Source organism: Bordetella tumulicola (assembly GCF_965138755.1).
GTDB lineage: Bacteria > Pseudomonadota > Gammaproteobacteria > Burkholderiales > Burkholderiaceae_B > Bordetella_A > Bordetella_A tumulicola.
Genome location: NZ_CBCSFP010000001.1, coordinates 383842 through 407122, shown reverse-complemented (window position 1 = coordinate 407122; position 23281 = coordinate 383842). Strand labels below are relative to the sequence as shown.

The following is a 23281-nucleotide window of genomic DNA, read 5'->3' as shown; positions in this document are numbered from 1 at the left end:
TTGCCAGCGCGTGCTCTATTGTGCGCGTTAACCGAGCCATGGCTTGGTTTCTTGCTTTTGCTTTCGCACGACAGCAAAAGCAGTTGCGTTTCTGACGAGTGGGCCGATCGCGCATTGCGAGGTTGGCCTATTAATCGAAATCTGAGACGAGTGATCCGTTGCTCTCTCAAACGTGGAGGAAGTTCCCTTGAAAAAACTCAACCAATTTGGCCTCGGAATGCTGCTGACCGGCGTTGCGATCAGTGTGCCCGCCTATGCGTTCACGCCCGAATCCAGCGACCCGATCAAGATCGTGGACAACAATTGGTCGAGCCAAAAGGTGCTCGCTCGCGTCGCGCAACAATTGCTTGAAAAAGTCGGCTACGAAACCAAAATTGTGCCCTCCGACAGCCAGGGACAGTTTGCGGCCATGGGCCTGGGCGATCTGGATTTACAGATGGAAGTCTGGGAAGGCACGATGAACGACAGCTTCATGAAAGAGGTGAAGGCGGGTCGCATGGTCGACTTGGGCAGTCACACCGCCACGACGCGGGAAGACTGGTGGTACCCCGACTACATGGAAGAAATCTGTCCCGGTTTGCCGGATTGGAAGGCACTGAATGCGTGCGCCGCCAAATTCGCGACACCCGAGACGGCCCCTAAAGGACGTTACCTGGCAGGCCCGGTTGATTGGATCAAGCACGACAAAGAAAAAATCGAAGCCTTGGATCTGAACTTCACCGTGGTCAATGCGGGCTCTACCGCCGCGTTGTTTGGCGAATTGAAATCAGCCGCCTCGCGTAAAGAGCCGATTGTGCTGTTCAACTGGTCGCCCAACTGGGTGGGGGCTGCATTTCCCGGGAAGTTCGTCGAATTTCCCGAACACGAAAAAGCCTGCACCGAAGATCCGAAGTGGGGCAGCAATCCCGACAAGACCTACGATTGCGGGTCGCCCAAGGGTGGCTATCTGAAAAAGGCCGCTTGGTCAGGCTTTGAGGAAAAATGGGCTTGCGCCGGCCAGTTGATCAAGAATATCAACTTCACCGGACCGATGATCGATCAGGCCGCTGCATTGGCGGACGTTGACGGTTTGTCGCATGACGCCGCGGCCACCGCGTGGATTGAAAAGCACCCGGACCAGATAGCCGCCTGGATGCCCGCTTGCGCTAAATAGCACCCGACGGCGCGTGGTCATGGTTACGTGGCCACGCGCCATTTGTGGTTGACGGCGCACCGTGCGGCGCGCCGTCCTGGCTCAATTTCGAACCTTCCGACACTGCGTAGTTCTTTGTTCTGAATCAGCTCTGATTTGCTGACGCCGCTGATGCTGTCGGAAGGTGACTGCGCTTCTTGCGCATTTACTCGGCAGATCACGCTATGAGCGATTCGATAAAAATATCTTGCAAAAATCTATGGCAACTGTTTGGTAAAGGTGCCCACGGTTTTCTCGACAAACATCAGCACAACCCCAGCAATGCCGATTTAGCATCCGCGGGGTTGATCGCGGCGGTACGCGATGTCAGTTTTGATGTCTATGAAGGCGAGATTCTGGTCATCATGGGCTTGAGTGGTTCAGGTAAGTCCACGCTTATCCGTTGTTTGACGCGCTTAGCCGAGCCTAGCGCCGGCCAGGTGCTGTTTGACGGCGTTGACCTATTACAAGCGTCGCGCAGCAGTCTGACCGATATTCGTCGCCGCAAAATGGGCATGGTGTTCCAGCACTTTGGTCTATTGCCGCATCGCACCGTACTGGAAAATATCGCTTTTCCGCTCGAGATCCAAAACGTACCTAAAGCGGACCGCTTGGCCAAAGCAAGTGAGTTGCTGGCGACGGTCGGTCTGCAAGGGCGCGAACACAATTTTCCGCGTGAACTATCGGGTGGCCAACAACAGCGTGTCGGTATTGCGCGCAGTCTGATCGGCGAGTGTGATGTGTGGTTCCTGGACGAGCCGTTCTCGGCGCTTGATCCGTTGATCCGGCGAGAGATGCAAGACGAATTTATCAGCCTGCAGTCCCGCTTGAACAAAACCATTGTGTTCGTCACACATGACTTTGACGAAGCCGTCCGGTTGGGTAACCGCATTGCCATCATGAAGGACGGCCGCCTGGCGCAGATCGGCACGGCCGAAGACCTGTTGATGGCGCCAGCCGATAACTATGTGAAAAAATTCGTACAACATGCGCCGCGCGGTAAATTGATTACGGCACAGAAAATCATGGTGCCGATAGGCCCCGGCGAATCGAATCTGACGGTGGGCCAAAACGCCATCAAAGGCACAGACGTACTCGAGAACATCGCGCGCCGGGTGATCGAAGCTGATCGCGATTTGCCTGTCGTCAATGCGGCGGGTGTGCTGGTAGGGCAGGTCGGCCGTGAACATCTTGCACGGGCGTTGTTCCAATGAGTCATACCGCCACTTTGACCGATAACGCCGGTAACGCCGCTGACCATATCGAACGCCGACCTGCCGTGACCACCACCGGCGTTGCGACACAACCCGTAAATGAGCGTATCCGAACCGTCAGCAACCGGCCTTTGTATTGGATCGCCGCGATCGCCATCATTGTGCTGGGCCAATTCGCAGTGAGCCGACTGGATTGGGTCGCACGCTATCCCTCCGAATGGATCTTGCCTCTGAAAGACTGGATCGATTCGTTTTTTGAGTGGCTAGTGTACGGGGCCCGCTTCTTTGAAGGCACCGCGCTGGAGTTCAAGCCGCGCGATGTGACCCGCGGGCTCTCGGGCTTGCTGGCATATCCGTTGGCATTTTCAGATTCACTGTTTTTTTCGGGCTTCTCTAAGCAAGTGCCCGCCTTGCCATGGATTACGGTTGCCGGTTTGGCTGCGCTGCTGGGGCATTGGCTGGGCGGCTGGCGCAGTGCATTGCTGGGGGCCGCCTCGTTTACCTATCTGGCATTGTTCGGCGTGTGGAAGCCGTCCATGCAGACGTTTGCGCTGGTGCTCGTGACGGTGCCTCTGGTCTTTTTGATCGGATTGGTGGCCGGGATATTGATGAGCAAGAGTCCGCGCTTTAGGAGCACGGTTACCCCGCTATTCGATATTTTGCAGAGCATGCCGCCCTTTGCGTATCTGGTACCCATTGTGGTGCTGTATGGCGTGGGCGACGTGCCAGCCATGATCGCGACCGCTTTATTCGCCGTGCCACCCGTTGCACGTTGCATCGCGCTTGGGCTGGACAGCGTGCGCCATGGCGTGCTCGAGGCAGGCCGGATGATGGGCTGCACACGTTGGCAACTATTGTGGCGCGTGCAGATGCCGGCCGCACGATCCGTGCTATTGGTGGGCCTGAATCAGGGCATCATGCAGACGTTGGCCATGATTGTCTTGGCCGCGCTTATCGGCGCATCGGGGCTCGGCAGCCAGTTGTTGACGTCATTGCAGTCGCTGCGCTTGGGCGAAGCGCTGGAACAGGGGATCGCGATTGTTGTGATCGCCGTGGTACTCGACCGCTTTAGCCGCGCCTATGCATTGAAGCAACCCGTATATACCGATCCCAACCTCGGCTGGGGCCGGCGCCATCCGTACTTGGTGCTGGCTTTCGCGTTTTTGGTGGTCAGCATCCTGCTCGCTCGCATTGTGCCGGATCTGGTGTTATTGACTGATAAGCACAGCATCACCACGGCACCATACTGGAATGCCGGAATCGACTGGATCAACGTGCATTTGTACGAATCGGTCCAGGCATTTCGTAATTTCACGCTGCTTCAGATCCTGATTCCCACCCGCAATTTTTTCCAGGCGATTCCCTGGGTGACGTTTGTCGCCCTGATCGCTTTGCTGGGATACCGACTGGGTGGCTGGTCGGTGGCGCTGACCGCCGGCCTGCTTATTTTGTTTCCCGCGGTCACGGGTCTTTGGCACGAGACGATGACGACGCTGTATATGATCGGTTCAGCGGCCGTGGTGTGTATCAGCGTGGGTTTCGTGATCGGGCTGATTGCATCACGTACCGCGGGCTGGTCTCGCGTGGCGGCGGGTGTGTGCGATTTCTTTCAAACCTTCCCGTCGTTTATTTATCTGATCCCGGTCGTGATGCTATTCAAGGTCAGTGATCTGTCTGCCATCATTGCGGTGCTGCTGTTCGCGGTGGTGCCGATGATCCGCTACACGATACTGGGGTTGCGTGGCGTGCCTACCCCCATTATCGAGGCGGCGACGCAGCAAGGCGCGACGCGATTGCAGCGGTTGGTAAAGGTAGAGCTGCCCATCGCGCTGCCTGAAATCATGCTGGGCGTGAATCAGGTCATTTTCATGGCCTTGTTCATGGTCGCGATCACCGCCTTGATCGGAACCCAGGATTTGGGATCTGAAATCAACGCGGCGCGTTCGGGCAACGAAATAGGCAAGGCGCTGATCGCCGGCTTGTGTATCGCGTTCCTGGGAATTGCCGCTGACCGCTTGATTGGCGCGTGGGTCAAACGCAAGAAAAAGGCGTTGGGATTGGCCTGAGGCAGGGCAGGACAGCAAGGTATGGCGTGCTGACTTTCGGCGGATGCGCCATACGTTGTCTGGTAATTGCCAGGAAGGCAAGCTCTCAGCCCTCGCGCTGTTGTGTCCACGCTGCGATTTCCGATTTGGTCGCCCACCATACCCCTTCGTGCCCGCGCGCATATTCTAGGCAGCGCCGCAACGTGGGGATCAGCGTAGGACGGCCCGCCATGTGGGCGTGCAGGGTGATCTCGGTCCATTTGGGCCGACCTGCCTGGCCTTCGCGATACAACTCATCGAAGGTGTCCTTGAAACCATCCCAGATGATGCCGGGCGGATTTCGGCCCCAGATCCACATCCACAAATCGTTGTGCGGCAAGTTGGTGCGCGGCATGATGACAAGAGGGCCGTGCGCAGTCTGCCGAACGAACGGCAGGTCGTCGCTGGCATCGTCGGCGTTCCACAGGTAGCCTTCCTGCTTCAGGAAGTCCAGGGTATTGGCCGAGCCGGCACTGCCTGGGCTGGTCCACCCCAGCGGCGCGCGGCCGGCGGTCTCGGTCAGTACGCGTGTGCAGCGGCGGATTTCTTCCAATTCGGCCGCAGGGTCGTCATCGCGCATCAGCACGTCGTTGGCCCAGGCATGCCCCGCTACTTCGTGGCCGGACTCGACCAGGGCGCGGATCACGTTCGGGTGACGCTCGGCCGCCAAGCCGTTGGTCGAGACATTGCTCTTGATGCCGAACTCGTCCAGCAAGTCCATCAGGCGCCAGATGCCGGACTTGGCGCCGTACTCGGCGTAGCTCAGCGAGAAATGGTCGGTCTTGTTGGCGGTCTTCTCCAGCGTGATCTGGCTGTGGTTCACAAAGGATTCGAACGCCAGCGAGACCGAGACCGCGATGTGTTCGCCGCCCGGCCATTGCCAGTCACGGGGGTAGCGAGAAGCAGGTTTGCTCATGGTATGCCCTGTATCGGCCGCCGTATGCGCGGCGGTCGTTGTTGAGAAGACGCTTACTCGGGTTGGATACCGGCCTGGCGCAGCAGCCCGGCGTAAAGCTCCATCCGGTTGGTCACTTGTTTGTCCAGTACGGACGGCGGGCCGCCACCGATGTCCAGCGCCAGCGTGGCAAAGCGCTCGCGGATTTCCGGCTCTTGCAGCACGGCGTTGAATGCCTCGTTCAGCTTGGCGATCACGGCGGGCGGCGTGCCCGCCGGGGCGTAGATGGCCGCTTGGATGCCGCCGTCGAAGTCGTAGCCCGGATAGCCGGACTCGGCGATGCTGGGCAGGTCGGACAATTGCGGGATGCGCTTGGGGCTGGTCACGGCCAGGCCTCGCAGCTTGCCCCCCTTGATCAGTTCGGCAGCCTGTGGGGGACCGAGGAAGGCGGCCTGGATTTCGCCCGAGTACAAGCCCGCGATGATTGCGCCGGCCCCTTTGTATGGCACGTGCAACATGCGCGCGCCGGTGGCACGGTTGAAGTATTCCCCAGCCAGATGCAGCAGATTGCCATTGCCAGCCGATCCATAAGCGATCGAATTGCCGGGCTTCTTGGCCAGTTCGACCAATTCCTGCACGGATTTGGCCGGTACTTGGTTACCCACCACCAGCACCAGCCCGGGCGAGTTGCCGACGTAAATCACCGAAGCGAAATCGTGCACGGTGTCGTAGGGTAGTTTCTTGTAGAGACTGGGATTGATAGTGTGGGACGTTGGAGCCAGCAGCAGCATGTAGCCGTCCGGCGGTGCGCTGGCCACCGCGCCAGTGCCGATGATGCCATTGGCGCCGGCGCGATTTTCCACCACGATAGGTTGGCCCAGGCGTTCCGACGCATGCTGGGCCAGAATGCGCGCCACCATGTCGGTGGGACCGCCCGGACTGAACGGCATGACCAAGCGTATCGGCCGATCGGGAAAGTCTGCCGCCGTGCCGGGTGATGCAAGCAGGGCAGACGTCAGGGCAAGGCAGGCTGCCAGTAATCGCTTCATGATGTATTCCCCTGTTGTATGCGTTTGGTGGCCGTTGGCTCAACGCACAGCGTCCGAGAACGCGGAAATGATGCCGTGAAAGACCTCGGGTTGTTCCCGGAAGGGCAGCGCGCCCGCCCGGTTGATCAAATGGAAATGCGCTATGGGCTGGTGTTGCGCCAGGATGCGGTATAGCCATAACCCCTGGTCTATGGTCCCGGTGGGATCGTGCGTGCCCCACACTACCTGCACCGGCACGGGTACGCCGGGGCCGCGGCAGAATTCGAACAGGCGGGCTTTAGCGCGGGCCACCGAGGTATTCCAGGCTTGCCGGGTGATCGGATCGGCCATGCGCTCGGCGGCCACTTGGTGCGGGGCTTGCTGCGCGGCCTGCACGCAATCGTCAAGCATGCCCCGTACGTGATGCGGCGAATAGGACAGACGCTCCAGCGCCCAGCGCTGGGACGTGCGCGACCCCAGTGGTTGCGGCGGGTAGGCCAGCGCTGTGTTCTCGACGCCGTCTCCGGTGGGGGCCGCAGCTACCGAAGACACCACGCTGACTGCTTCGATGTAGCCCGGTTGGCGGCAGGCTAGCAGCAGCGCGGCCAGGCCGCCGGTATCGTGTGCCACCAAGTGACAGCGGCGCATGCCGGTGGCGCGCACGACGGCGTCTATGTGATCGGCCATGGCGTCGATAGTGTATGGCGCATCCAGCGCGTCGCTACCGCCGAAGCCCGGTAGATCCAGCGCCAGTACCGCGCTGTCTTCGGCGAAGCGCCCGAGCGCCGCGCCCCAGATATGGGCACCGCTGCTGTAGGGCGTCAAGCCTGGCGCGCCGCCATGCACGAACACGGTGGCGGTGTGGGCCTCGCGGTCGCGCAAAATGCGGGCAGCCAGGCCGTCGATGGCCAGTGTGTGGGAATGTAGGGCAAGGGTAGTCATGGATGCACCATTCATGGAATCACCTACCCGGCGCAGGCTGCAGGGCAAAGAAACGAGCGAGCAAGGCGTTGAATTGCGCGGGATGCTCGCGGAACGGAAAATGGCCAGACTCGTTGATGACATGGAACTGCGCATCGTGCTGGTGGCGCGACACCATGCGGAACAGTTCCATGCCGCGCTCTAGCACCGCAGTGCGGTCGTTGTAGCCCCATATGATCTGCATCGGGCGCTGTAGCCGCCCCTCGTCCAGCCAGCGCAAGGTCTGGCCTTTCTGGTGCGCCAGCTCGGGCAGGAATACGCGTTCGGCCAACCCTTCGGTTGCCATCTTCTGCACAGTGTGGCGGTACTTCTCCAAAGACAGGATATGCATGACAGCATCTATCCATTCTTCGGTTACCACACCGGGATTATGGCTGTAGTTTTCATACACCCAGCGCACCGCCTCGCGGCTGCCGCGCCGATGCGGCGGGTTGCACAGCACGACCTCGTTGGTGCCTACGCCCGGGCTCAGGGTGCCGCTGTTGACGATGGTGAGTGTGCGCACCGCATCATGATGCTGCAGGGTCATGCGGGTGGCCGCATAGCCGCCGCGCGAATGGCCCACCAAGTGCACCGGCGGCAGGTCCAGGGCACGCAGAAAGGCGGCGGCGTGGTCGACCACTGCCTGCATGGTGTAGTGCTCGTCACGCTCGGGATTACCGGTTTCCCCCTGACCCAGCTTGTCGAAGGCGATGGCACGATAGCCAGCCTGGGCCAACGGCTGCAGGTTCAGGCTCCAGGTGTAGGCACTGGAGGCACCATCGGCCATGCCGAAGTTGCCGCCATAGACGAACACTACGGGTTCGCCCGTACCTGCCTCAAAATAGCGGGTACGTACACCGGCCACATCTACCCAACGTCCTTCGGGCATGGCGTGGCGCGTGGCGGCAACGGTGGGTTGCGGATCTGACTGTGTCATGTCGTCGGTCCTGTGTCGAGTCAAGGCAAGATTAAGAACAGTGCCGTAAATCGTCCAATATATAATTGGCACCACCGTAATGCTAAAAAGGTATTACATGGAATTGCGCCAGCTTCGATATTTCCTGGCCGTTGCCGAAGAGCTCAGTTTCACGCGTGCCGCCGCTTTACTGCATGTGTCGCAACCGCCGGTCAGCCGCCAGATCATGCTGCTCGAGGCCGAGATCGGCACGCAATTGTTCGAGCGTTCCAAGCAGTATGTGCGGCTTACCAGTGCGGGCCAGCATTTCTACGACCAAGCGCGTACGCTGGTCGCGGCGGCCAATGCCGCGGTGGTGTCTACGCGGCGTGTCGCGGCGGGGCAGGTGGGTAAGATATCCGTTGGCCTGGGCGGTACGGCCGCGCATGTATTTCCCGACACGCTGGCGCTATTCCGTCGCCACCATCCCGAAGTGGAACTGGTGCTTAATCCACTTAACCTGGCGTATCACCATGCCGCGCTACTTGAAGGCCGCATCGACGTGGGTCTGGTTGTGCTGCCTATGGATAACGACGAACTCGAAACGCGCAAGCTGATACGCATGCGCCTGCTAGCGGCGCTACCGGCAGGACATGGGCTGGCAACGCGCCGCAAGCTGTCGCTGCGCGACCTGGCTAGCCACGATTTCATTATGGTGCCTTGGACCAAAGGCCGCGGTTTCGGGCGCTTGACCATGCAAGCTTGCCGGCGCGCGGGCTTCGTGCCCAACGTGGTCCAAGAAGCCGAACCTATGGAATCCGTGCTGGGCATGGTGGCCGCGGGCGCGGGGGTGGCGGTGGTGCCCGAATCCATGGAGCACCTGTATGGCAGCAAGGTTGCGTATCGCCCGATCAAGGAATACTACGCCGCGGCCGACATTGCCATCGCGTGGCGCAAGGGCGATGGTTCGCCCATCCTGCGGGCGTTTCTGGCGTGCTGCCCGGGCCGCAGCGCGCCCAAGCGCGGCTAATGAAAGGAAACCGCCATCTTGGTCAAACCCAGCACCTGACACGCCGCCTAAAAGACTTGGATAATTTTGCCAGATCTGTTGTAGCAAGACCCGCTGTACAACGCAAAACAGGGCACTACATCGCTAAATGTAGTGCCCTGTTTCTATCGGGAATTTTGGTGGGCGGAGGACTACCAAAGTGTCTCTTAAAAGCCGCATAAATACTATATTTGGAATTTTTTAAGCTTCTAAATACCGTCAAAAATACCGTCACACAAGTGTTGCTGATTCGTATATATTTCGTTTCTTTTGTGTATAAATAAATACGAATGCGCAAATTGACTGGCTTGACTTTATTGGTGGCAGGGTGCGTTGTGTTCTCTTTCGCTAGGGCTGAAACATTGACTGCCGAGGGCCTTAGTCAAGCGGCGAGGTCTGGCGATTTGGCAACAATACGGCAGTACATAGCAGCTAAATTTGATCTAAACAAAATGAGCGGGGGCGTTCCTTCCATAAACATAGACGGAAGTCCGCCGATAAGTGCTGCTGCGGCCAATAAGCAATGCTCTGCAGTGAGGCTCCTGCTGGAAGGTGGGGCACGAGCTGACACGAATAGTAAGTACGGCTTTACTCCCTTGACCTTAGCAGCTCAGTCAGGGGCGACTGACTGCGTACAGGCATTGCTTGAGAAAAGACCTAGGATAGATGTCAAGACGGCTCCAGACGGCGACACTCCGCTAATTCTGGCGTCATATCAAGGACACTTAGAGGTGGTCAAGCTTCTCGTCGCTGCTGGCGCTAGTAAGACAATAAGAAACGGCGATGGTGACAATGCGCTATCTGCGGCCAAGACCCTGGGAAACTCAGTGGTTGTTTCGTATCTCAACGGCGTTGATTCTGCTAAAGGAATACGGTCTCAATCCAACGGAAAGACAACGACGGCGGCATCGTCATCCAAGCCGTCCTCGAATGCTTCCACAAAGGGCCTTCTGAGGGATGGGTACATCATGTGCGAGAGTGAGCGAGCATTGAATGATGGTACACAACTAATCATTCAGGGGAAGAGGGGCCTGTTAGGTAGCGTGGGTTGCTATTCCACCTTAGCCACATTCGACGGCGCTGTTTTGAAGAAAGGACTAACACGGTCGGAAGTTTTATTGAGGTTTCCCAGTGGGGACTCTGCTCGTGTGTGGGTTCAAAGTGAAGCGCTAAGCAAATAGCTTAGATAATTCTGCGGTGCAGGACATCCGTAATTTTCAACGTCAATTCCTTAGACGCATAGATGTTCATGTGAATAAGTAGGACGAGTGTATCAATGTTCATCGTTCTTTTAACGTAAACAGCATGAGATAGGGGCGTTCCATGGCATTGACGAGACAACATGGTGGAAGAATGCTGAAAGTTAAGTCGCGAAAGTTGGTAGTGTCGGCAATTTTAGGGGCAATCGTCTTTTTGAGTGCTGGATGCAAAAGTAATGCAGAAGTGGTTGATGGTATCAATGCATATAACAACAAAGACTACGGACGTGCCGTTGAAATTTTCAAAAAAAATGAAGGGAATCCAGAAGCAAAATTCTATTTGTATCGCATGTATTCAGGCGGACTAGGTGTCGAAAAGGATAAGCATCTGGCCACTAAATATTTGGAGCAGGCAGCAATAGATGGATGCGTCGAGGCAATGGAAGAGCGAGGCTATCTCATGGTGTTTGTGGAGGGCGGTTCTCCCTCGCGCGTAGAGGAGGGACTGGCGTTGCTTACCAAAGCCAAGGATCAAGGTTACCGACCCGCTATGGCTGATCTTGGAAGATATTACATATCGCTGCCCGACAGAGAGAAGGCGTTAAAGGGGCTCCAGTACTTAGAGCAGGCCAACGTTGCTTGGGAATTGGCAATGGCATATCGATATGGGGGTCCCGCATTCGAGCGCAATCAGGCCAAAGCCTTGGGTTATTGGAAGGCTGTGGAGGCAGACCCAACGGTGAAAGAAAAAATGCGTACCACAGCGGCATTTCTCATTGATGAGCAATCTTATTATGGCTCTGGGACCCCTGAAAACGCTGCTTTCGCAGCTCAACGGCTTTCAAAACGGTCAGATCCACAGGCTAGGGCGTTATATGCTTGGATGCTGTTTCGAGGCGATGGAGGTTTAACTAAAAATCCGAAAGCTGCTGTGCAGATTTGGGAGAAGTTGAAAGATGATGGGGGTGCGCAGCGAATAGGCTCTCGGGAAAGGCAATATGTGGCCTATGGCTTGGCTATTGCATCTAAGATGGGGCTAGGAACATCGGTTACTTCAGGCAAGGTGGAAAAACCACTACCTCTACGTTCTCCGATGGAGCCCATGACCTCGTGGTGCGTGATCCTCATGAAGGAGGGGTTAGTTGATAAGCCGAGTATACCTAGTCGAGAGTGTGGGGATTGGAAAGGCGTGCTGACTCAAAGTTACGAGGCGCCAGGGCCAAGCCCTTATCAAGAATTAAGAATGCGTAGTTTGTTGATGGTATTTGGCGATGTATTAGATGAAGAGAAATACCAGCAGGAAGCGATAAGAGCTTTCAGTATGCTAGGTTACCCACCTGATTCGCAGGTGATTCAACAACAGATAGAAAAATGGGCTCCCCGCCGTGCTGCTGCTCTGCTAGAGCAGGCGAGAACTTCGTCCAAGTGATGAGGATGGTTGGCTGTCGAGAGACAGGACTAGACGTGAATGAGGCAGTGTCCCGCGAGAAAGGCAATATCAAGTTAAGTACTTTCAACAAACGATCGCTCTAAGAATTTGAGTAGGTTAGGATTGGCTCGCAGTCCTACACGAAAAGCATAGAGTCGTGTAGTAGGGATGCTGACACGGTTCTATGCTCGATTTTTTTCGGTCTGGAAAATTGCAAGAATTTGCAGGGGAAAGTCCTTTTCGATGTTTAATGAGGATTAGTACCTAATGCACACCCCAACGCATTGGCTAAAGCCTCCCCGCGCTGTTCCCAAATGTCGTGCGGGTTCCACCAAGGGGGGCTAAGCTCTGATAACCACGCTCGGTATCTGGTTCGTGTTCGTCGGTTCTTGATGCGATATAGAGCAGCTTGCGCTCCCCGGTAACGGCATGAGTCTAGAAAGAGGGCACTCGTTTCGTCGAGCTGCTGTGACGGGTAGCGGGTTAACGTAAACGATAGCAGCGGGTTTGGCATATCGAAAATTGTGCGGAGATTTCCTAGGTCGGCATGTCGGCATTCAATCCTTGTCCACGCTCCTCGCAGACGGGGGCGTTTTCCTTGCTTTTCTATGAATTCTCGTCTCTTGTCATAGGCCACGATATAACGGTTGCTCGTGCGTTTTCCTAGGTAGATGCCCGTTGTCTGTCCCCCCCGATCAAACTGGGCTTCAAACTTTCGAGAAAATACGGAGCGTGTGCTGTGGTATAGCCCTAGTTGCTCAATGTGCACGCCCCGGATATCGACAGCGAAATCCAGACGAGTAAAGCGGGCGTGTTCGAGGTCCCCAAAAAAGTTTGGCCAGCTGGGGCATAGAACGTTGCCGATCAGATCAACAGGATGCTCTCCATTTTGTCCCCGGACTTTCGGATTGAATTCCAGTCTTATGAAGTTCATGCGATCAAAGCGTGGGACTGCTTGTATCGTTAGATGCCGCCCCCCGGCTAGTGGTAGCGTGTAGGCGAAATGGTAATTCTGTAGCAGCGGTCCAGATAGTACTTGGATGATGTATTCGCACTCCGCGCACGTTTGAAGCCTTTCGGTAACGGCGTGCTGGAGTGGATCGGTTTGTACTTGTAGTGTCGCTGATACCTTATCAATGAATAGATGACTGAGAGTAGCCATATCAGCTCTCGTTTGTATGTTCAGTAAACCTTCTAATAGAGCAGCAGTGAGAGGTTTCCCACCGCCCCCCGCGCAGGATGGATTCTGCAATTGATTGCAAAATCTTCTAGGAGGTGCGTCTAGCCCTTTTCTGCTTGCGAGAGTTTTCATCGTAGGAGGATAGGTTCGGGGCGTATGACGCTTCCCACGCCTTTGGATCGGCTAGGTACTCGCGAATCTGCTCCACGCGCCAGCGAGTGCAACGCAGGCCAAATCTTTCTGGCTGAGGGAATCTCCTTTGCCGAACGAGTAGCCATATCGTGCTTTCCGCCCAAGGGGTTACGCCATTGGGCTGTGCTAAAGCTCTAATGCTGCAATAGCCTTCTGCGGGTAAGGCTGCTGCCTTCTTTGTTTTGGCTGTTTGGACTGATGTATTGGTAGTCATCGCCATGTGCTCCTGTGTGTTGAACGAGGAAGCCAGTTTGACGACGTTTGACATTGCGCAGGCCAAATTGAGTTTTGGTAAAGCCAAGTTGGTTTTAGGCTAATTTGCAGGTGATTTTCTTGGCAGCAACTCTGCTGCTTCCTTTAGATATTTGCGTATGGTTTCGTCGGAAACAGGAAGGCCGATTCCCTGCAGGCTTGCTGCGATTTGCCCTGTAGCTTCGTTTTTTTTGGCATTAGGGTCATAGTCATAGCCTTTGATAGCCATCCCAATAATTAGCTTCAGCATGGTTTCTCGCTCACGAGTTCCTATCGGGCTTTCCTGCAGCTTTCTTGCTGAGCTGGCGAAATATCGTGCTTCTTTCCAGTCTATTTCTTTCAACCACTTTTTGATATCGTTCCGCCAGAAACTAGCATGCTTCGTACTCAGAAGTTTTTCCGCGTATGCGTCAAGGCCATTACCACTTTTGATTGCGTGTTCGCACGCTTCCCATATCTCCACGCTGGGTAGTGTGGAAGGAGTTGCTGATACACCAAACTGAATGGGAGTTCCTTTACTGTTTGAGGGGCAATACTCAACAGGAATACCGTCGCGGTAAACAGTTTGTCCAAGGCACAGGGCTCGACTGCAATAAAGAGCATTTTGGTATGCATCTTCAATTAGTGCAGAAAGGATTTTCACCTTTGGTGCGCTGCTCAGGTCTCCTTGATCGAGGCCAGCAGGATCGAATCCTGCTATTAAGCATGCGGTCTCCCACGCACTAAATTGTTCTCTCTGGTCGTAAATGCAGTGGTTTGCGGGTTCCATGCGACTACCTTTGAGTCATCCCAAAACAAAGCGCTAGCGCTCGACCGGGGCGATTCGGTGTTTGATTGAGTTAAGGCTAAATGTTCGCGCACTAAAGTCACGCTGTGCGCGTCAGCGGAATGACGTTGCCGCCGACCTTGAGTTCATCTAAATAGTCGGCCCATGCTTGCATCATCTGTCGGCGATCTTCGAGGAACTTGGTGCGGTTGTATGCTGTACCTAACGCATCGGGGACTTTGTGAGCAAGCTGATGTTCGATCACATGGCTAGGGAAGCGGAGTTGTTCGCTTAGGAGAGTACGAGCCATTGCTCGAAATCCATGAGCGGTAAACTCAGTTTTGGTGTCGTAACCTAGGCGTCGTAACGCCGCGTTGATCGCGGCTTCACTCATCGGTTTATTTGGGTCACGACCGGGGAATACGTGGGTACGATTTCCGGTAAGAGGACGTAGGTCTTGCAGAATTTTAACGGCCTGCTTAGAAAGGCTAACCAAGTGATCGGTCTTGGTCTTTGTGATGAAGTAACGCCATTCGGCTTTTTCTAAATCTATATCTTGCCATTGGGCGGTCCGTAGTTCGCCAGGACGTACAAAAACTAAGGGGGCTATCTGGAGCGCACACCGTACGACAAACGTCCCCTGGAAAGCATCTAAAGCGCGTAGTAACTCTCCTGCCTGCTTCGGGTCGGTGATGGCCGCGAAATGGGTATGTTTGGCGGGTGCGACGGCTCCACGCAAGTCTATAGCTATATCGCGCCCTGCTCGGCCAGTGACAACCGCGTACCGGAAGATTTGACCGCAGTTTTGGAGAATGCGATGGGCGGTATCTATTGCGCCACGGCTTTCGACCCGTTGTATGAGCGTTAACAACTCTTGCGGCGTGATTTCACTGATGGGCCGTTTTCCTAACCATGGGAAAACATCTTTCTCTAACCTACCGATGATCTTACTTGAATGGTTTGCCGCCCAAGATGGGGACTGTTTGGCAAACCACTCTCGGGCGACAGCTTCAAAAGAGGAAGCTGCAGCTAGCTTTTTAGCTTGCTTGGCAGCTTTTCGGGCTTGGCTGGGGTCTATCCCTTCCTTTAGCAGTTTACGAGCTTCTAGATGGAGCCTGCGAGCTTCGGCAAGTGTCGTTTCAGGATACACGCCAATAGAATACGTTTTCCTTTTGTCTGCAAAGCGATAGTCCCAGCGCCAGTACTTTTTGTCTATGTCTTCGATTAGGAGGTATAGACCGTTACCGTCGGACATCTTGCGGGACTTGCCGCTAATGGGCTTGGCTTGGCGGACTGCGGTATCGGTAAGCGGCATAGTAGGCCTTGACGGTATCTGACGGTGTTGGGTCGTCATTTTCTCAGGATACCGTCAAAGATACCGCTCTAAAGTACGGTATGTCCATATACCGATGTATAGCACCCTAGGCAAAGAAAAATCCCTAAGTCGTTGAGGCTAAGGAATTTTTAGACTTCCTTGGGCTACTTTAGATGATTTTTTGGTGGAGCGGAGGAGGATCGAACTCCCGACCTTCGCATTGCGAACGCGACGCTCTCCCAGCTGAGCTACCGCCCCAATCAGCACGAAAATATAGCATATTCCCAGAGCCTTGCGCCGGGCTTTCGCCAGTTTGTGACGGCGCCCGAATTCCGCTTTAGGTCAGGTCGAGCGTAGCCACGACGGGCGCATGGTCAGACGGCTGTTCGTTGCCGCGCGGGCCTTTGTCGATGACGCAGGCCGTGCATTGCTTGGCCAGCGGTTCAGATAGCAAAATATGATCGATACGCAGGCCAGCGTTGCGACGAAAGCCGAGCATGCGGTAGTCCCACCAACTGAACGATTTCTCGGGTTGATCGAACTGTCGGAACGAGTCGGTCAGCCCGAGGTCGAGCAGGGCGCGAAAGGCCGTGCGCTCGGGTTCGGAGACCAGCACTTGGCCCACCCATTTGGCGGGGTCATGCACATCTTCGTCGGCGGGGGCGATGTTGTAGTCACCCAGTAAAGCCAGACGCGGATAGGTTTTAAGCTCTTCGGCGACCCAGCGGTTAAGGTGCTGGTACCAGTCCAGCTTGTAGGGGTACTTGTCGGAATCCAGGGACTGTCCATTGGGGCAATAGGCACAGATGATGCGCACGTCGCCGCCAGGGGCGGGCAGGGTGACGGCGATCAGACGTTGTTGCGGGTCGTCCATGGTGGGGATGTTACGCACCAGAGCGGAGCCCGGCTCGCGCGAGATAATGGCCACGCCGTTATAGGTTTTTTGACCGGCCCAGGCGGCCTGATAACCCAGCTCGGTGAAGGCGTCCAGCGGGAACTTGTCGTCGGTGAGTTTCAGCTCTTGTAGGCACAGGGCGTCGACGGGGTTGGCCGCCAGCCAGTCCAGGACTTGCGGCAAGCGGACTTTGAGGGAGTTGATATTCCAGGTGGCTAATTTCATGAATTTTGTAGACCGTTTGTTTATGCGGCTCTTAAGCCATATCGTTCCGGGAAATCGCCACTAGCTGCAAATTCAGCGACGAAATGCATGCGAGGCTGGCCAGCGTAAGCCTTCCGGGTGAACGATGAATGATACCGCGCACGACTACGCCGTTTTCTATGGGGACGGCTCCGCGCACTAACTCCTGGCTCTGGATGTTCGCTGACGATCACGTAGCGGTGTCGGGCGTCACGTTCGATTAACGCCATCGAATCACGAAATGTGGATTCAGCGGATCTCAGCGCAACAGGAAACCCAAGTCGTTGAGGATGCTGCGCAGCTCATAGCGCTGATCCGCCGGGTTGGCTTTCAGGCGGTTCAGGATGTGGGCTGTCCAGAGCGGATGTTCGATGGATTGCTTTTTCCAGAACGCGTCCAGTGCGCGGTTGTACACGTCGACCGCCGGTAACTGTGTGGCGCCGTCGTAGTATTCGTGGTGTAACACCGCCGATTGAGGCAAGCGCGGCTTGATGCTATGCGCGACAGCCTCGTCGGCGTAGCCGATGGCGGTGCCGAATACGGGGATCACCTGGGGCGGCAACTTCAGATTGGCCGCCAGCGGCCGGATGTGGCTGCGAATGGCGCCGACATAGACTGCCCCCAGGCCGAGCGACTCGGCGGCGAGCACGGCGTTCTGCGCGGCCAGACCGGCTTCGACCGAGGCCAGAACCACCGACTCCACGAATTCGCCACCGTCAATTTCCCGGCTGTGCTGCTCGGCCACCTGCCGTGCTCGGCCGAAGTCAGCTAGCCAGACGAGAAACAAGGGTGCCTGCCTAACGAATTCCTGGTTGCGTGCCCAGTGGGCGACTTGGTCTTTGTGCTCGGGGTCCTGGATGGCTACCACGCTCCAGACCTGTAGATTCGACGATGTCGATGCCGACTGCGCGGCAGTGATCAGGGTAGGCAGTACCTCGGGTGCCAGCGGCCGTGAGGAAAAGGCGCGTACCGAACGGTGACCTAACGCCAGCCGGATGGCCGGGTTGTCAATGACGGGATAGTCGCTGGCGACTTCCTCGCCATAACGTTGTGTCAGTAGTTCCGCAATCGGACTGGACAATGAGAATGGTGGTGCGGATTGTGTCATAAGCGTCTGAAAGTGGCGGACCGGGGCAAGGTCGGAATTTAACCGATTAAGTAGGCATAATGGTCGCCACGCCGATGTACCAGAGGCGCAAGGCAACGTGAATTTCCAGGGCACGCCCTGTATCGCTCCACTGGCCGATCAGTTCCTCGACACTCGTGAGCCTTTGCCGCATGGTGTTTACATGAATTCCCAGGTGCGATGCCGTGACCGTGGCGTTTTGGGCGTGGTCGAAATAGGCCAGCAAGGTCGTGGCCAGCGCGGATCCGCGTTTGTTGTCGTGCCTGATGATGGCACCGATCGAGGCATCCAGAAAGGTGTTCAGGCTGGTGCGGTCCTGCGTTTCAAATAGTACGGAATACAGGGCCAGTTCATTTTGACCAACGATACGTGCGCGCATGCCCAAGCGGCCCACGACGGATAATGCGCGCCGCAGCGATGTATAGAGGGCGGGCATCTCTGCGGCGCTCTGTGCGGGTCGCGACAGCACCCCCCGATAGGCGTCGCCCAACTCTTGGCGTGCGAAGTCATCGAAGGTCTCTCGTAAGTAAGGAACGTGTGCCGTGCTACACACAAAGGCGAGCACACCATCGACCTCATCGACCACCAACGCCGGGTGCGTAAAGATGGCGCGCAGGCGCCGCGCTAGAAAGCTGGGTTCCTGCTGGATCAATTCGACCAGCATCAGCGTCAGGGGTTGTGAGATATCCAGTCCGAAACGTTCAGCGCGATCCGGGGTCAGCGTGGGCTCGCTCTGTCGGGGCGATATCAGCGATTGCAGGAATTCGGAGACGTCACGATGCTTGCTGGCTTCCATGCGCTCTTGTGATAGCAGCACGATACCAATGATGCTGGAGCTTCTTTCGAAGGTCCGGATCGACGTGTCGCGCATGTCCTCGCGTCTAAACAACAGAATAGCGCCCAGGATGCCACCACCGCCAATCACGGCAATCGTTCGACAAATCTCGCCCTGGGTTTTGTAGGCGATCGTGGAGCGACCGGCGCGCCGGCTGTCTCGGAGAGCTTGTGTCAGCGCGGCGCTGTGAGGACCATACGGTTCGTAAGCATCGGATGCGATGCCGTCATAACCGGACGCCGTAGCGCGCGCGATCACGTGATGGCTTTCGTCCAGCACCACGATGCTGCCCTCGAGCAGTTGCGCGATTGATTGACATAGCTCGGCCAATGACGCTCCCTTGGCCAACAGCAAAGTCAGGCGTTCGTGCGCTTCCACGGCGCCCTGTACGTCGCGCGCGTGCTGCTCCAGTTCGGTACGTGCCTGGTCGGCTTTTTCCAGGGCCGACCGGGCATCTGCAAAGGCCTTGGCATTGTTGATCGCTATGGCCGCGTGGGTCGCCAGCGTGGACAGAATAGAGACATTCACCGCCGTGTGGGTACGGTGATAGCGATCGGCGACGAACAACAGGCCAATCACGTTGTTGTCCCAGATGAGGGGAGCCCCCACCAGCGCGGCGACGCCTTCGTCGCGGAATATGTCATCCAGGACAGAGTCATGGGCAAAACGATTGTCGTGCAGGTAATCCGGCGTGGCGAAAGGCAGGCGTGTGGACATCACGATGCCGGCGACACCCAGCGTGCGTTTTGCCGTCATTTTTCCGGTGCGCGCGGCGATCGCTCCTTCGGCGACCACCACTTTGAATTCGCCGACCTCGGCGTCGTAGATGGTCAGCCAGCAAAGATGGGCTCGGAGCAGATCCCGGGCACGGGTCACGATCGCATTGAGCAGTTCGGACCGATCAAGCCTACCCGCCAAATCCTGTGCGGACTCGATCACCGCGAGCAGACCGCGCTCACGCTGTTCATGTTGCTCAAGCCGGTTGCGCAGCCCCATGGCCATGCGCACCAGTTCGATCAGGCTGTTCTTTTGCGTCAGCGCGTCGGGCAACGCCTCGAGCGTGGTCAATCGTGCCGCGAAATCCTCTGTCGGGGCATTGCTGTGCAGCAATCCGACCAGTTCGGCGGCGATGGTCTCGGCGCCGGCGTCCCCTGGCAGGCTTGCGGGCGAAAGAGTGTGCAGTCTGCGATCAAGGGGTTGCCGGGGCATGGGTTTTCACAATGGTGGGCAATGCGTCGTAGGCAATATGCGGTAGGCACGCGGCGGACCAAACGCGCAAGCGTTCAGAAGGGCCGCTTGGTGAATTTCGTCACGACAAGCTCCCATGGGGAGTACACGTCCGTAGGAGCTCGTCGGTATATTCCCTTAAAGACGCTGTGCGAACATCATATCAAAACACCAGTTTTCATGTGTACATCGCATATAGCTTTGCACCAGCGCGTGCTTGACACTTTGCCTATCCCCGAGACAGGAGACTACTAGGTGCATAACCGCATTATCGATTCGCTCAGGCCCGTGCCGGGCCTGCGTGTTCTGGTCACGGGCGGCGCCTCGGGTATCGGCGCCGCGATCGCACGTGCCTTCTGCGAGACGGGCGCGCGCGTACATGTATGCGACGTCGACCGCGTCGCGCTCGATGGGTTGGCGGCCGAAACGCCGGCCATCACGACCAGTACAGCGGACGCCTCGATCGCTAAAGACGTGGATATGGTGTTCGATGACGTCAAGCATAGTCTGGGTGGCCTGGACGTGTTGATCAGCAACGTCGGTATCGCCGGGCCCACCGGGCCGATGGAAGACTTGCGGCATGCCGATTGGGAGCGCACGGTCGATGTGAATCTGAACAGTCATTTTTACTTCGCACGCTGTGCCATTCCGCTGCTGAAGGCGTCCGGCAACAATCCTGGGCTGATAACCATGAGCTCGGTCGCGGGTCGACTGGGCTACGCGCTGCGTACGCCGTATGCATGTACGAAATGGGCGCTCGTCGGTTTGATGAAATCACTGGCGATTGAGCTTGGGCCCCATGGTGTACGCGTCAATGCGATTCTGCCCGGCACGGTCGAAGGCGACCGGATGACGGGCGTGATCGGCGCGCGCGCCGCGGCGGCCGGTGTGTCTGTCGAGGCGATGCGCGAGGAATACATGCAAAAGATCTCGCTGCGCCGCATGGTCACGACGGATGATATCTCGGCCATGGCCCTGTTTCTCTGTTCGCCAGCGGCGCGCAACATCACAGGCCAGGCGATCAGTGTGGACGGGAACATGGAGTATCTATGAATCCCTGATCCGCTCCATTTACCGCACTAAGACTAGAAAACAAGGAGACACAGATGAACAAGCGAAACCTTTACGCTCTTGCGGTCGTATCCGGAATGGGCGCGTTTTGCGCCGCGTCCGTATCGGCTGCACCGGTCCAGATCGGCCTGGTGGAAACGCTGTCCGGCCCGCAGGCTTCTTCGGGGCAAGCCTACCGTACGGCAGTGCGCTATGTCGTTGATCAAATCAACGCTGCAGGTGGATGGAACGGCGAGCCGGTGCAACTGCGGGAATACGATAATCAAGGTGGCCCCTCGGGTGCTGCCGACAAACTCAAGGCCGCCATCGCCGATGGCGTGCAGATCGTCGTGCAGGGGGCGTCATCAGCCATCGGCGGACAGATCACCGAGGACGTGCGCAAACACAATCTGCGCAACCCCGGCAAGGAGGTGGTCTACATCAACATGGGTGCCGAGGCGCTGGATCTGACGGGTGAAAAATGCAATTTTTATCATTTCCGTTTTGCAGGTAATGCCCAGGTCCGTACTAAATCCCTGATCGAAGGAATGAAGAAGGCCGGCGCACTAGGTACCAAGGTCTATTCCATCAATCAAAACTACTCCTGGGGCCAGGACATGGAGCAAGCCATTGTCGATAACCAGAAGGAGGGCGGCTATACCGTCGTTGAGAAGACCTTGCACGATGTGAACAAGATCCAGGACTTCTCGCCTTACGTCGCAAAGATCGCGGCATCCGGCGCCGATACCGTCATGACCGGAAACTGGTCCAATGATTTGCTGCTGCTGATGAAGGCATCCAAGTCAGCCGGTCTTAAGGCGCGATACGGCACGGTATATCTGGACCAGCCCGGCAACCTGGCCAACGCGGGAGACTTGGCTGAAGGCAACTTTGTCGTTCACACGTTCAACGCCGAAGCCGGTGGCGACGATGCGGCGAAGTTTGTCGACGACTACAAAGCCAAAACGGGCCATCTGCCGGTCTTCGTGGAGCCGCAAACGGTATACGGCATGAAGATGATTGAAGATGCGCTCAAGCGCAGCCAGCCCCAGGACGGTGCGCTGAACGTGAACGATTTCGCGAAGGCGCTGGAGACGGCACGTATCCAGACCCCGATGGGGGAAATGAGCATGCGCGCATCAGATCATCAGGGACAACTGCCCATGGTGGTGTCCACCGTCACGCCTGACGCCAAATATAAGGTGGATGGCACGGAGATGGGATTCAAGCCCGTACTGTTGCTCTCGGCCGAAGAAGCCTCGACGCCCGCGCAATCCAGTTGCCAGATGAAGCGGCCCAGCTAAGTTCAGGGTCGATTGCCTTCGGACACTCATGGAACAAGTTCTATTTTCTCTGCTGAACGGCGTCATCTATGGACTGTTGTTGTTCATGGTCTCGGCCGGGTTGACGCTCATCTTTGGCATGATGGGCGTACTCAACTTCGCCCATGCGTCGTTCTACATGCTGGGCGCGTACTTCGCGTATATGCTGCAGGGCGCGATCGGGTTCTGGCCGGCGGTGATCGTGTCGCCCGTGCTGGTCGGGCTGATCGGCGTTGTGGTGGAACGCTATTTTCTGCGCCGGGTGCATCGTTATGGCCATGCGCATGAACTGCTGTTGACCTTTGGCCTATCGTTCATCATCGCAGAGTCGATCAAGCTGTTTTTTGGCAATTATCCCGTCGACTACCGGGTACCGGCCTTCCTGGATTTCTCGGCTTTCAGTATCGGCGGGACGCAGTATCCCGTTTACCGGCTGTTGATGGGGGGTATCGCGATTGTCATGTTCGTCGTCATCTACCTGACTTTGACGCGCACCCGCGTGGGGATTGTGGTGCGTTCGGCGATCCACAAGCCAAACATGGCCGAAGCGCTCGGGCACAACGTGCCGCTGGTCTTCATGGGCGTCTTTGGTGCGGGCGCGGCGTTGGCGGGACTGGCTGGCGCCGTGGCTGGCGCTTTCTATACGACCAATCCGAACATGGCGCTCGAACTCGGCGTCGTGGTTTTCGTGGTCGTCGTGGTCGGCGGCCTGGGCTCGCTGGTGGGGGCCATGCTGGCGTCGTTGCTGATCGGCATCGTCACCTCGCTGGCCGTCTCGGTGGACAGCAGCCTGGCCGATCTTTTGACCTTGGTTGGTGCCGGAGACTGGGCTCGCGACATGGGAGGCCTGATGACCCTCAAGCTATCTAGCCTGGCGGCCACGCTGCCTTTTGCGCTCATGTTGCTGATTCTGTTGGTGCGGCCCGGTGGCCTCATGGGCGAAAAGGGCTGA

At 57.0% G+C, this 23281-nt stretch carries 19 protein-coding genes and 1 tRNA gene; 9 read left to right on the top strand and 11 right to left on the bottom strand.

What is annotated here, in order from left to right; all coding sequences use genetic code 11:
- Window positions 1-187 precede the first annotated feature (187 nt).
- The 3 genes from ACNAZS_RS01900 (at window position 188) to ACNAZS_RS01890 (ending at window position 4451) form a co-directional block, all read left to right on the top strand.
- A complete protein-coding gene (locus ACNAZS_RS01900) occupies window positions 188-1153 on the top strand; it encodes an ABC transporter substrate-binding protein (protein WP_415785590.1) in 966 nt (321 codons plus the stop codon).
- A 203-nt stretch (window positions 1154-1356) separates the two neighbouring features.
- Window positions 1357-2385, top strand: a complete 1029-nt coding sequence (locus tag ACNAZS_RS01895) for a quaternary amine ABC transporter ATP-binding protein (RefSeq protein ID WP_415785588.1) — start codon at window positions 1357-1359, stop codon at window positions 2383-2385.
- Entirely contained in the window at window positions 2382-4451 is a 2070-nt protein-coding gene (locus ACNAZS_RS01890) for an ABC transporter permease (protein ID WP_415785586.1), read from the top strand. Before ACNAZS_RS01895 ends, ACNAZS_RS01890 begins: the two co-directional genes overlap by 4 nt.
- A gap of 85 nt (window positions 4452-4536) precedes the next feature.
- On the opposite strand, the gene ACNAZS_RS01885 is transcribed toward ACNAZS_RS01890, so the two are convergent.
- The 4 genes from ACNAZS_RS01885 to ACNAZS_RS01870 are packed head-to-tail and all read right to left on the bottom strand — an operon-like array spanning window position 4537 to window position 8292.
- The gene (locus tag ACNAZS_RS01885; protein WP_415785584.1) at window positions 4537-5385 is read right to left on the bottom strand and encodes a polysaccharide deacetylase family protein; all 849 of its coding nucleotides are present in this window, start codon (window positions 5383-5385) and stop codon (window positions 4537-4539) included.
- Window positions 5386-5438: 53 nt separating this feature from the next.
- Entirely contained in the window at window positions 5439-6413 is a 975-nt protein-coding gene (locus ACNAZS_RS01880) for a Bug family tripartite tricarboxylate transporter substrate binding protein (protein ID WP_415785582.1), read from the bottom strand.
- 39 nt (window positions 6414-6452) lie between these two features.
- Complete coding sequence (locus ACNAZS_RS01875) at window positions 6453-7334, bottom strand: alpha/beta fold hydrolase (RefSeq protein WP_415785580.1); 882 nt, start codon at window positions 7332-7334, stop codon at window positions 6453-6455.
- Window positions 7335-7353: 19 nt separating this feature from the next.
- On the bottom strand, window positions 7354-8292 hold the full coding sequence (locus tag ACNAZS_RS01870; RefSeq protein WP_415785578.1) for an alpha/beta fold hydrolase: 939 nt from the start codon (window positions 8290-8292) through the stop codon (window positions 7354-7356).
- A gap of 97 nt (window positions 8293-8389) precedes the next feature.
- Here ACNAZS_RS01870 and ACNAZS_RS01865 point away from each other — a divergent pair, with 97 nt between their 5' ends.
- The 3 genes from ACNAZS_RS01865 to ACNAZS_RS01855 all read left to right on the top strand — a co-directional run bounded on the left by ACNAZS_RS01865 (window position 8390) and on the right by ACNAZS_RS01855 (window position 11926).
- The gene (locus ACNAZS_RS01865) at window positions 8390-9280 is read left to right on the top strand and encodes a LysR family transcriptional regulator (RefSeq protein WP_415785576.1); all 891 of its coding nucleotides are present in this window, start codon (window positions 8390-8392) and stop codon (window positions 9278-9280) included.
- A 308-nt stretch (window positions 9281-9588) separates the two neighbouring features.
- On the top strand, window positions 9589-10479 hold the full coding sequence (locus tag ACNAZS_RS01860; protein ID WP_415785574.1) for an ankyrin repeat domain-containing protein: 891 nt from the start codon (window positions 9589-9591) through the stop codon (window positions 10477-10479).
- 142 nt (window positions 10480-10621) lie between these two features.
- Window positions 10622-11926: a tetratricopeptide repeat protein gene (locus ACNAZS_RS01855; RefSeq protein WP_415785572.1), complete on the top strand. Its 1305-nt coding sequence runs from the start codon at window positions 10622-10624 to the stop codon at window positions 11924-11926.
- 247 nt (window positions 11927-12173) lie between these two features.
- Here the strand turns inward: ACNAZS_RS01855 and ACNAZS_RS01850 are convergent, their stop codons facing one another.
- The 7 genes from ACNAZS_RS01850 to ACNAZS_RS01820 form a co-directional block, all read right to left on the bottom strand.
- Window positions 12174-12860 (bottom strand): replication initiation factor domain-containing protein, encoded by a 687-nt coding sequence (locus tag ACNAZS_RS01850; protein WP_415787019.1) that lies wholly within the window; start codon window positions 12858-12860, stop codon window positions 12174-12176.
- 751 nt (window positions 12861-13611) lie between these two features.
- Window positions 13612-14319, bottom strand: coding sequence for a hypothetical protein (locus tag ACNAZS_RS01845; RefSeq protein ID WP_415785570.1), 708 nt, complete (start codon window positions 14317-14319; stop codon window positions 13612-13614).
- A gap of 97 nt (window positions 14320-14416) precedes the next feature.
- Window positions 14417-15631: a tyrosine-type recombinase/integrase gene (locus ACNAZS_RS01840; protein ID WP_415785568.1), complete on the bottom strand. Its 1215-nt coding sequence runs from the start codon at window positions 15629-15631 to the stop codon at window positions 14417-14419.
- Between the two features lie 182 nt (window positions 15632-15813).
- Window positions 15814-15889 (bottom strand) — tRNA-Ala (locus ACNAZS_RS01835).
- A 79-nt stretch (window positions 15890-15968) separates the two neighbouring features.
- Window positions 15969-16751, bottom strand: a complete 783-nt coding sequence (gene xth / locus ACNAZS_RS01830) for an exodeoxyribonuclease III (protein ID WP_415785566.1) — start codon at window positions 16749-16751, stop codon at window positions 15969-15971.
- Between the two features lie 277 nt (window positions 16752-17028).
- Window positions 17029-17877: an NADPH-dependent oxidoreductase gene (locus ACNAZS_RS01825; RefSeq protein WP_415785564.1), complete on the bottom strand. Its 849-nt coding sequence runs from the start codon at window positions 17875-17877 to the stop codon at window positions 17029-17031.
- Window positions 17878-17923: 46 nt separating this feature from the next.
- Window positions 17924-19939 carry a helix-turn-helix domain-containing protein gene (locus ACNAZS_RS01820; RefSeq protein WP_415785562.1) on the bottom strand — a complete coding sequence of 672 codons (2016 nt, stop codon included), beginning with the start codon at window positions 19937-19939 and terminating at the stop codon, window positions 17924-17926.
- 273 nt (window positions 19940-20212) lie between these two features.
- Between ACNAZS_RS01820 and ACNAZS_RS01815 the strand changes: the two genes are divergently transcribed.
- The 3 genes from ACNAZS_RS01815 to ACNAZS_RS01805 are packed head-to-tail and all read left to right on the top strand — an operon-like array spanning window position 20213 to window position 23281.
- A complete protein-coding gene (locus ACNAZS_RS01815) occupies window positions 20213-21010 on the top strand; it encodes an SDR family oxidoreductase (protein WP_415785560.1) in 798 nt (265 codons plus the stop codon).
- A gap of 53 nt (window positions 21011-21063) precedes the next feature.
- Entirely contained in the window at window positions 21064-22311 is a 1248-nt protein-coding gene (locus ACNAZS_RS01810) for a branched-chain amino acid ABC transporter substrate-binding protein (protein WP_415785558.1), read from the top strand.
- Between the two features lie 28 nt (window positions 22312-22339).
- On the top strand, window positions 22340-23281 hold the full coding sequence (locus ACNAZS_RS01805) for a branched-chain amino acid ABC transporter permease (RefSeq protein WP_415785556.1): 942 nt from the start codon (window positions 22340-22342) through the stop codon (window positions 23279-23281).

What these genes read in the sequence shown, in the direction of transcription:
- ACNAZS_RS01885 (WP_415785584.1), bottom strand. Translation starts at nt 5,385, where the DNA reads ATGAGCAAACCTGCTTCTCGCTACCCCCGTGACTGGCAATGGCCGGGC.
- ACNAZS_RS01850 (WP_415787019.1), bottom strand. Translation starts at nt 12,860, where the DNA reads ATGAACTTCATAAGACTGGAATTCAATCCGAAAGTCCGGGGACAAAAT.
- ACNAZS_RS01890 (WP_415785586.1), top strand. Translation starts at nt 2,382, where the DNA reads ATGAGTCATACCGCCACTTTGACCGATAACGCCGGTAACGCCGCTGAC.
- ACNAZS_RS01870 (WP_415785578.1), bottom strand. Translation starts at nt 8,292, where the DNA reads ATGACACAGTCAGATCCGCAACCCACCGTTGCCGCCACGCGCCACGCC.
- ACNAZS_RS01880 (WP_415785582.1), bottom strand. Translation starts at nt 6,413, where the DNA reads ATGAAGCGATTACTGGCAGCCTGCCTTGCCCTGACGTCTGCCCTGCTT.
- ACNAZS_RS01805 (WP_415785556.1), top strand. Translation starts at nt 22,340, where the DNA reads ATGGAACAAGTTCTATTTTCTCTGCTGAACGGCGTCATCTATGGACTG.
- ACNAZS_RS01810 (WP_415785558.1), top strand. Translation starts at nt 21,064, where the DNA reads ATGAACAAGCGAAACCTTTACGCTCTTGCGGTCGTATCCGGAATGGGC.
- xth (WP_415785566.1), bottom strand. Translation starts at nt 16,751, where the DNA reads ATGAAATTAGCCACCTGGAATATCAACTCCCTCAAAGTCCGCTTGCCG.
- ACNAZS_RS01840 (WP_415785568.1), bottom strand. Translation starts at nt 15,631, where the DNA reads ATGCCGCTTACCGATACCGCAGTCCGCCAAGCCAAGCCCATTAGCGGC.
- ACNAZS_RS01860 (WP_415785574.1), top strand. Translation starts at nt 9,589, where the DNA reads ATGCGCAAATTGACTGGCTTGACTTTATTGGTGGCAGGGTGCGTTGTG.
- ACNAZS_RS01825 (WP_415785564.1), bottom strand. Translation starts at nt 17,877, where the DNA reads ATGACACAATCCGCACCACCATTCTCATTGTCCAGTCCGATTGCGGAA.
- ACNAZS_RS01895 (WP_415785588.1), top strand. Translation starts at nt 1,357, where the DNA reads ATGAGCGATTCGATAAAAATATCTTGCAAAAATCTATGGCAACTGTTT.
- ACNAZS_RS01845 (WP_415785570.1), bottom strand. Translation starts at nt 14,319, where the DNA reads ATGGAACCCGCAAACCACTGCATTTACGACCAGAGAGAACAATTTAGT.
- ACNAZS_RS01820 (WP_415785562.1), bottom strand. Translation starts at nt 19,939, where the DNA reads ATGCCCCGGCAACCCCTTGATCGCAGACTGCACACTCTTTCGCCCGCA.
- ACNAZS_RS01865 (WP_415785576.1), top strand. Translation starts at nt 8,390, where the DNA reads ATGGAATTGCGCCAGCTTCGATATTTCCTGGCCGTTGCCGAAGAGCTC.
- ACNAZS_RS01875 (WP_415785580.1), bottom strand. Translation starts at nt 7,334, where the DNA reads ATGACTACCCTTGCCCTACATTCCCACACACTGGCCATCGACGGCCTG.
- ACNAZS_RS01855 (WP_415785572.1), top strand. Translation starts at nt 10,622, where the DNA reads ATGGCATTGACGAGACAACATGGTGGAAGAATGCTGAAAGTTAAGTCG.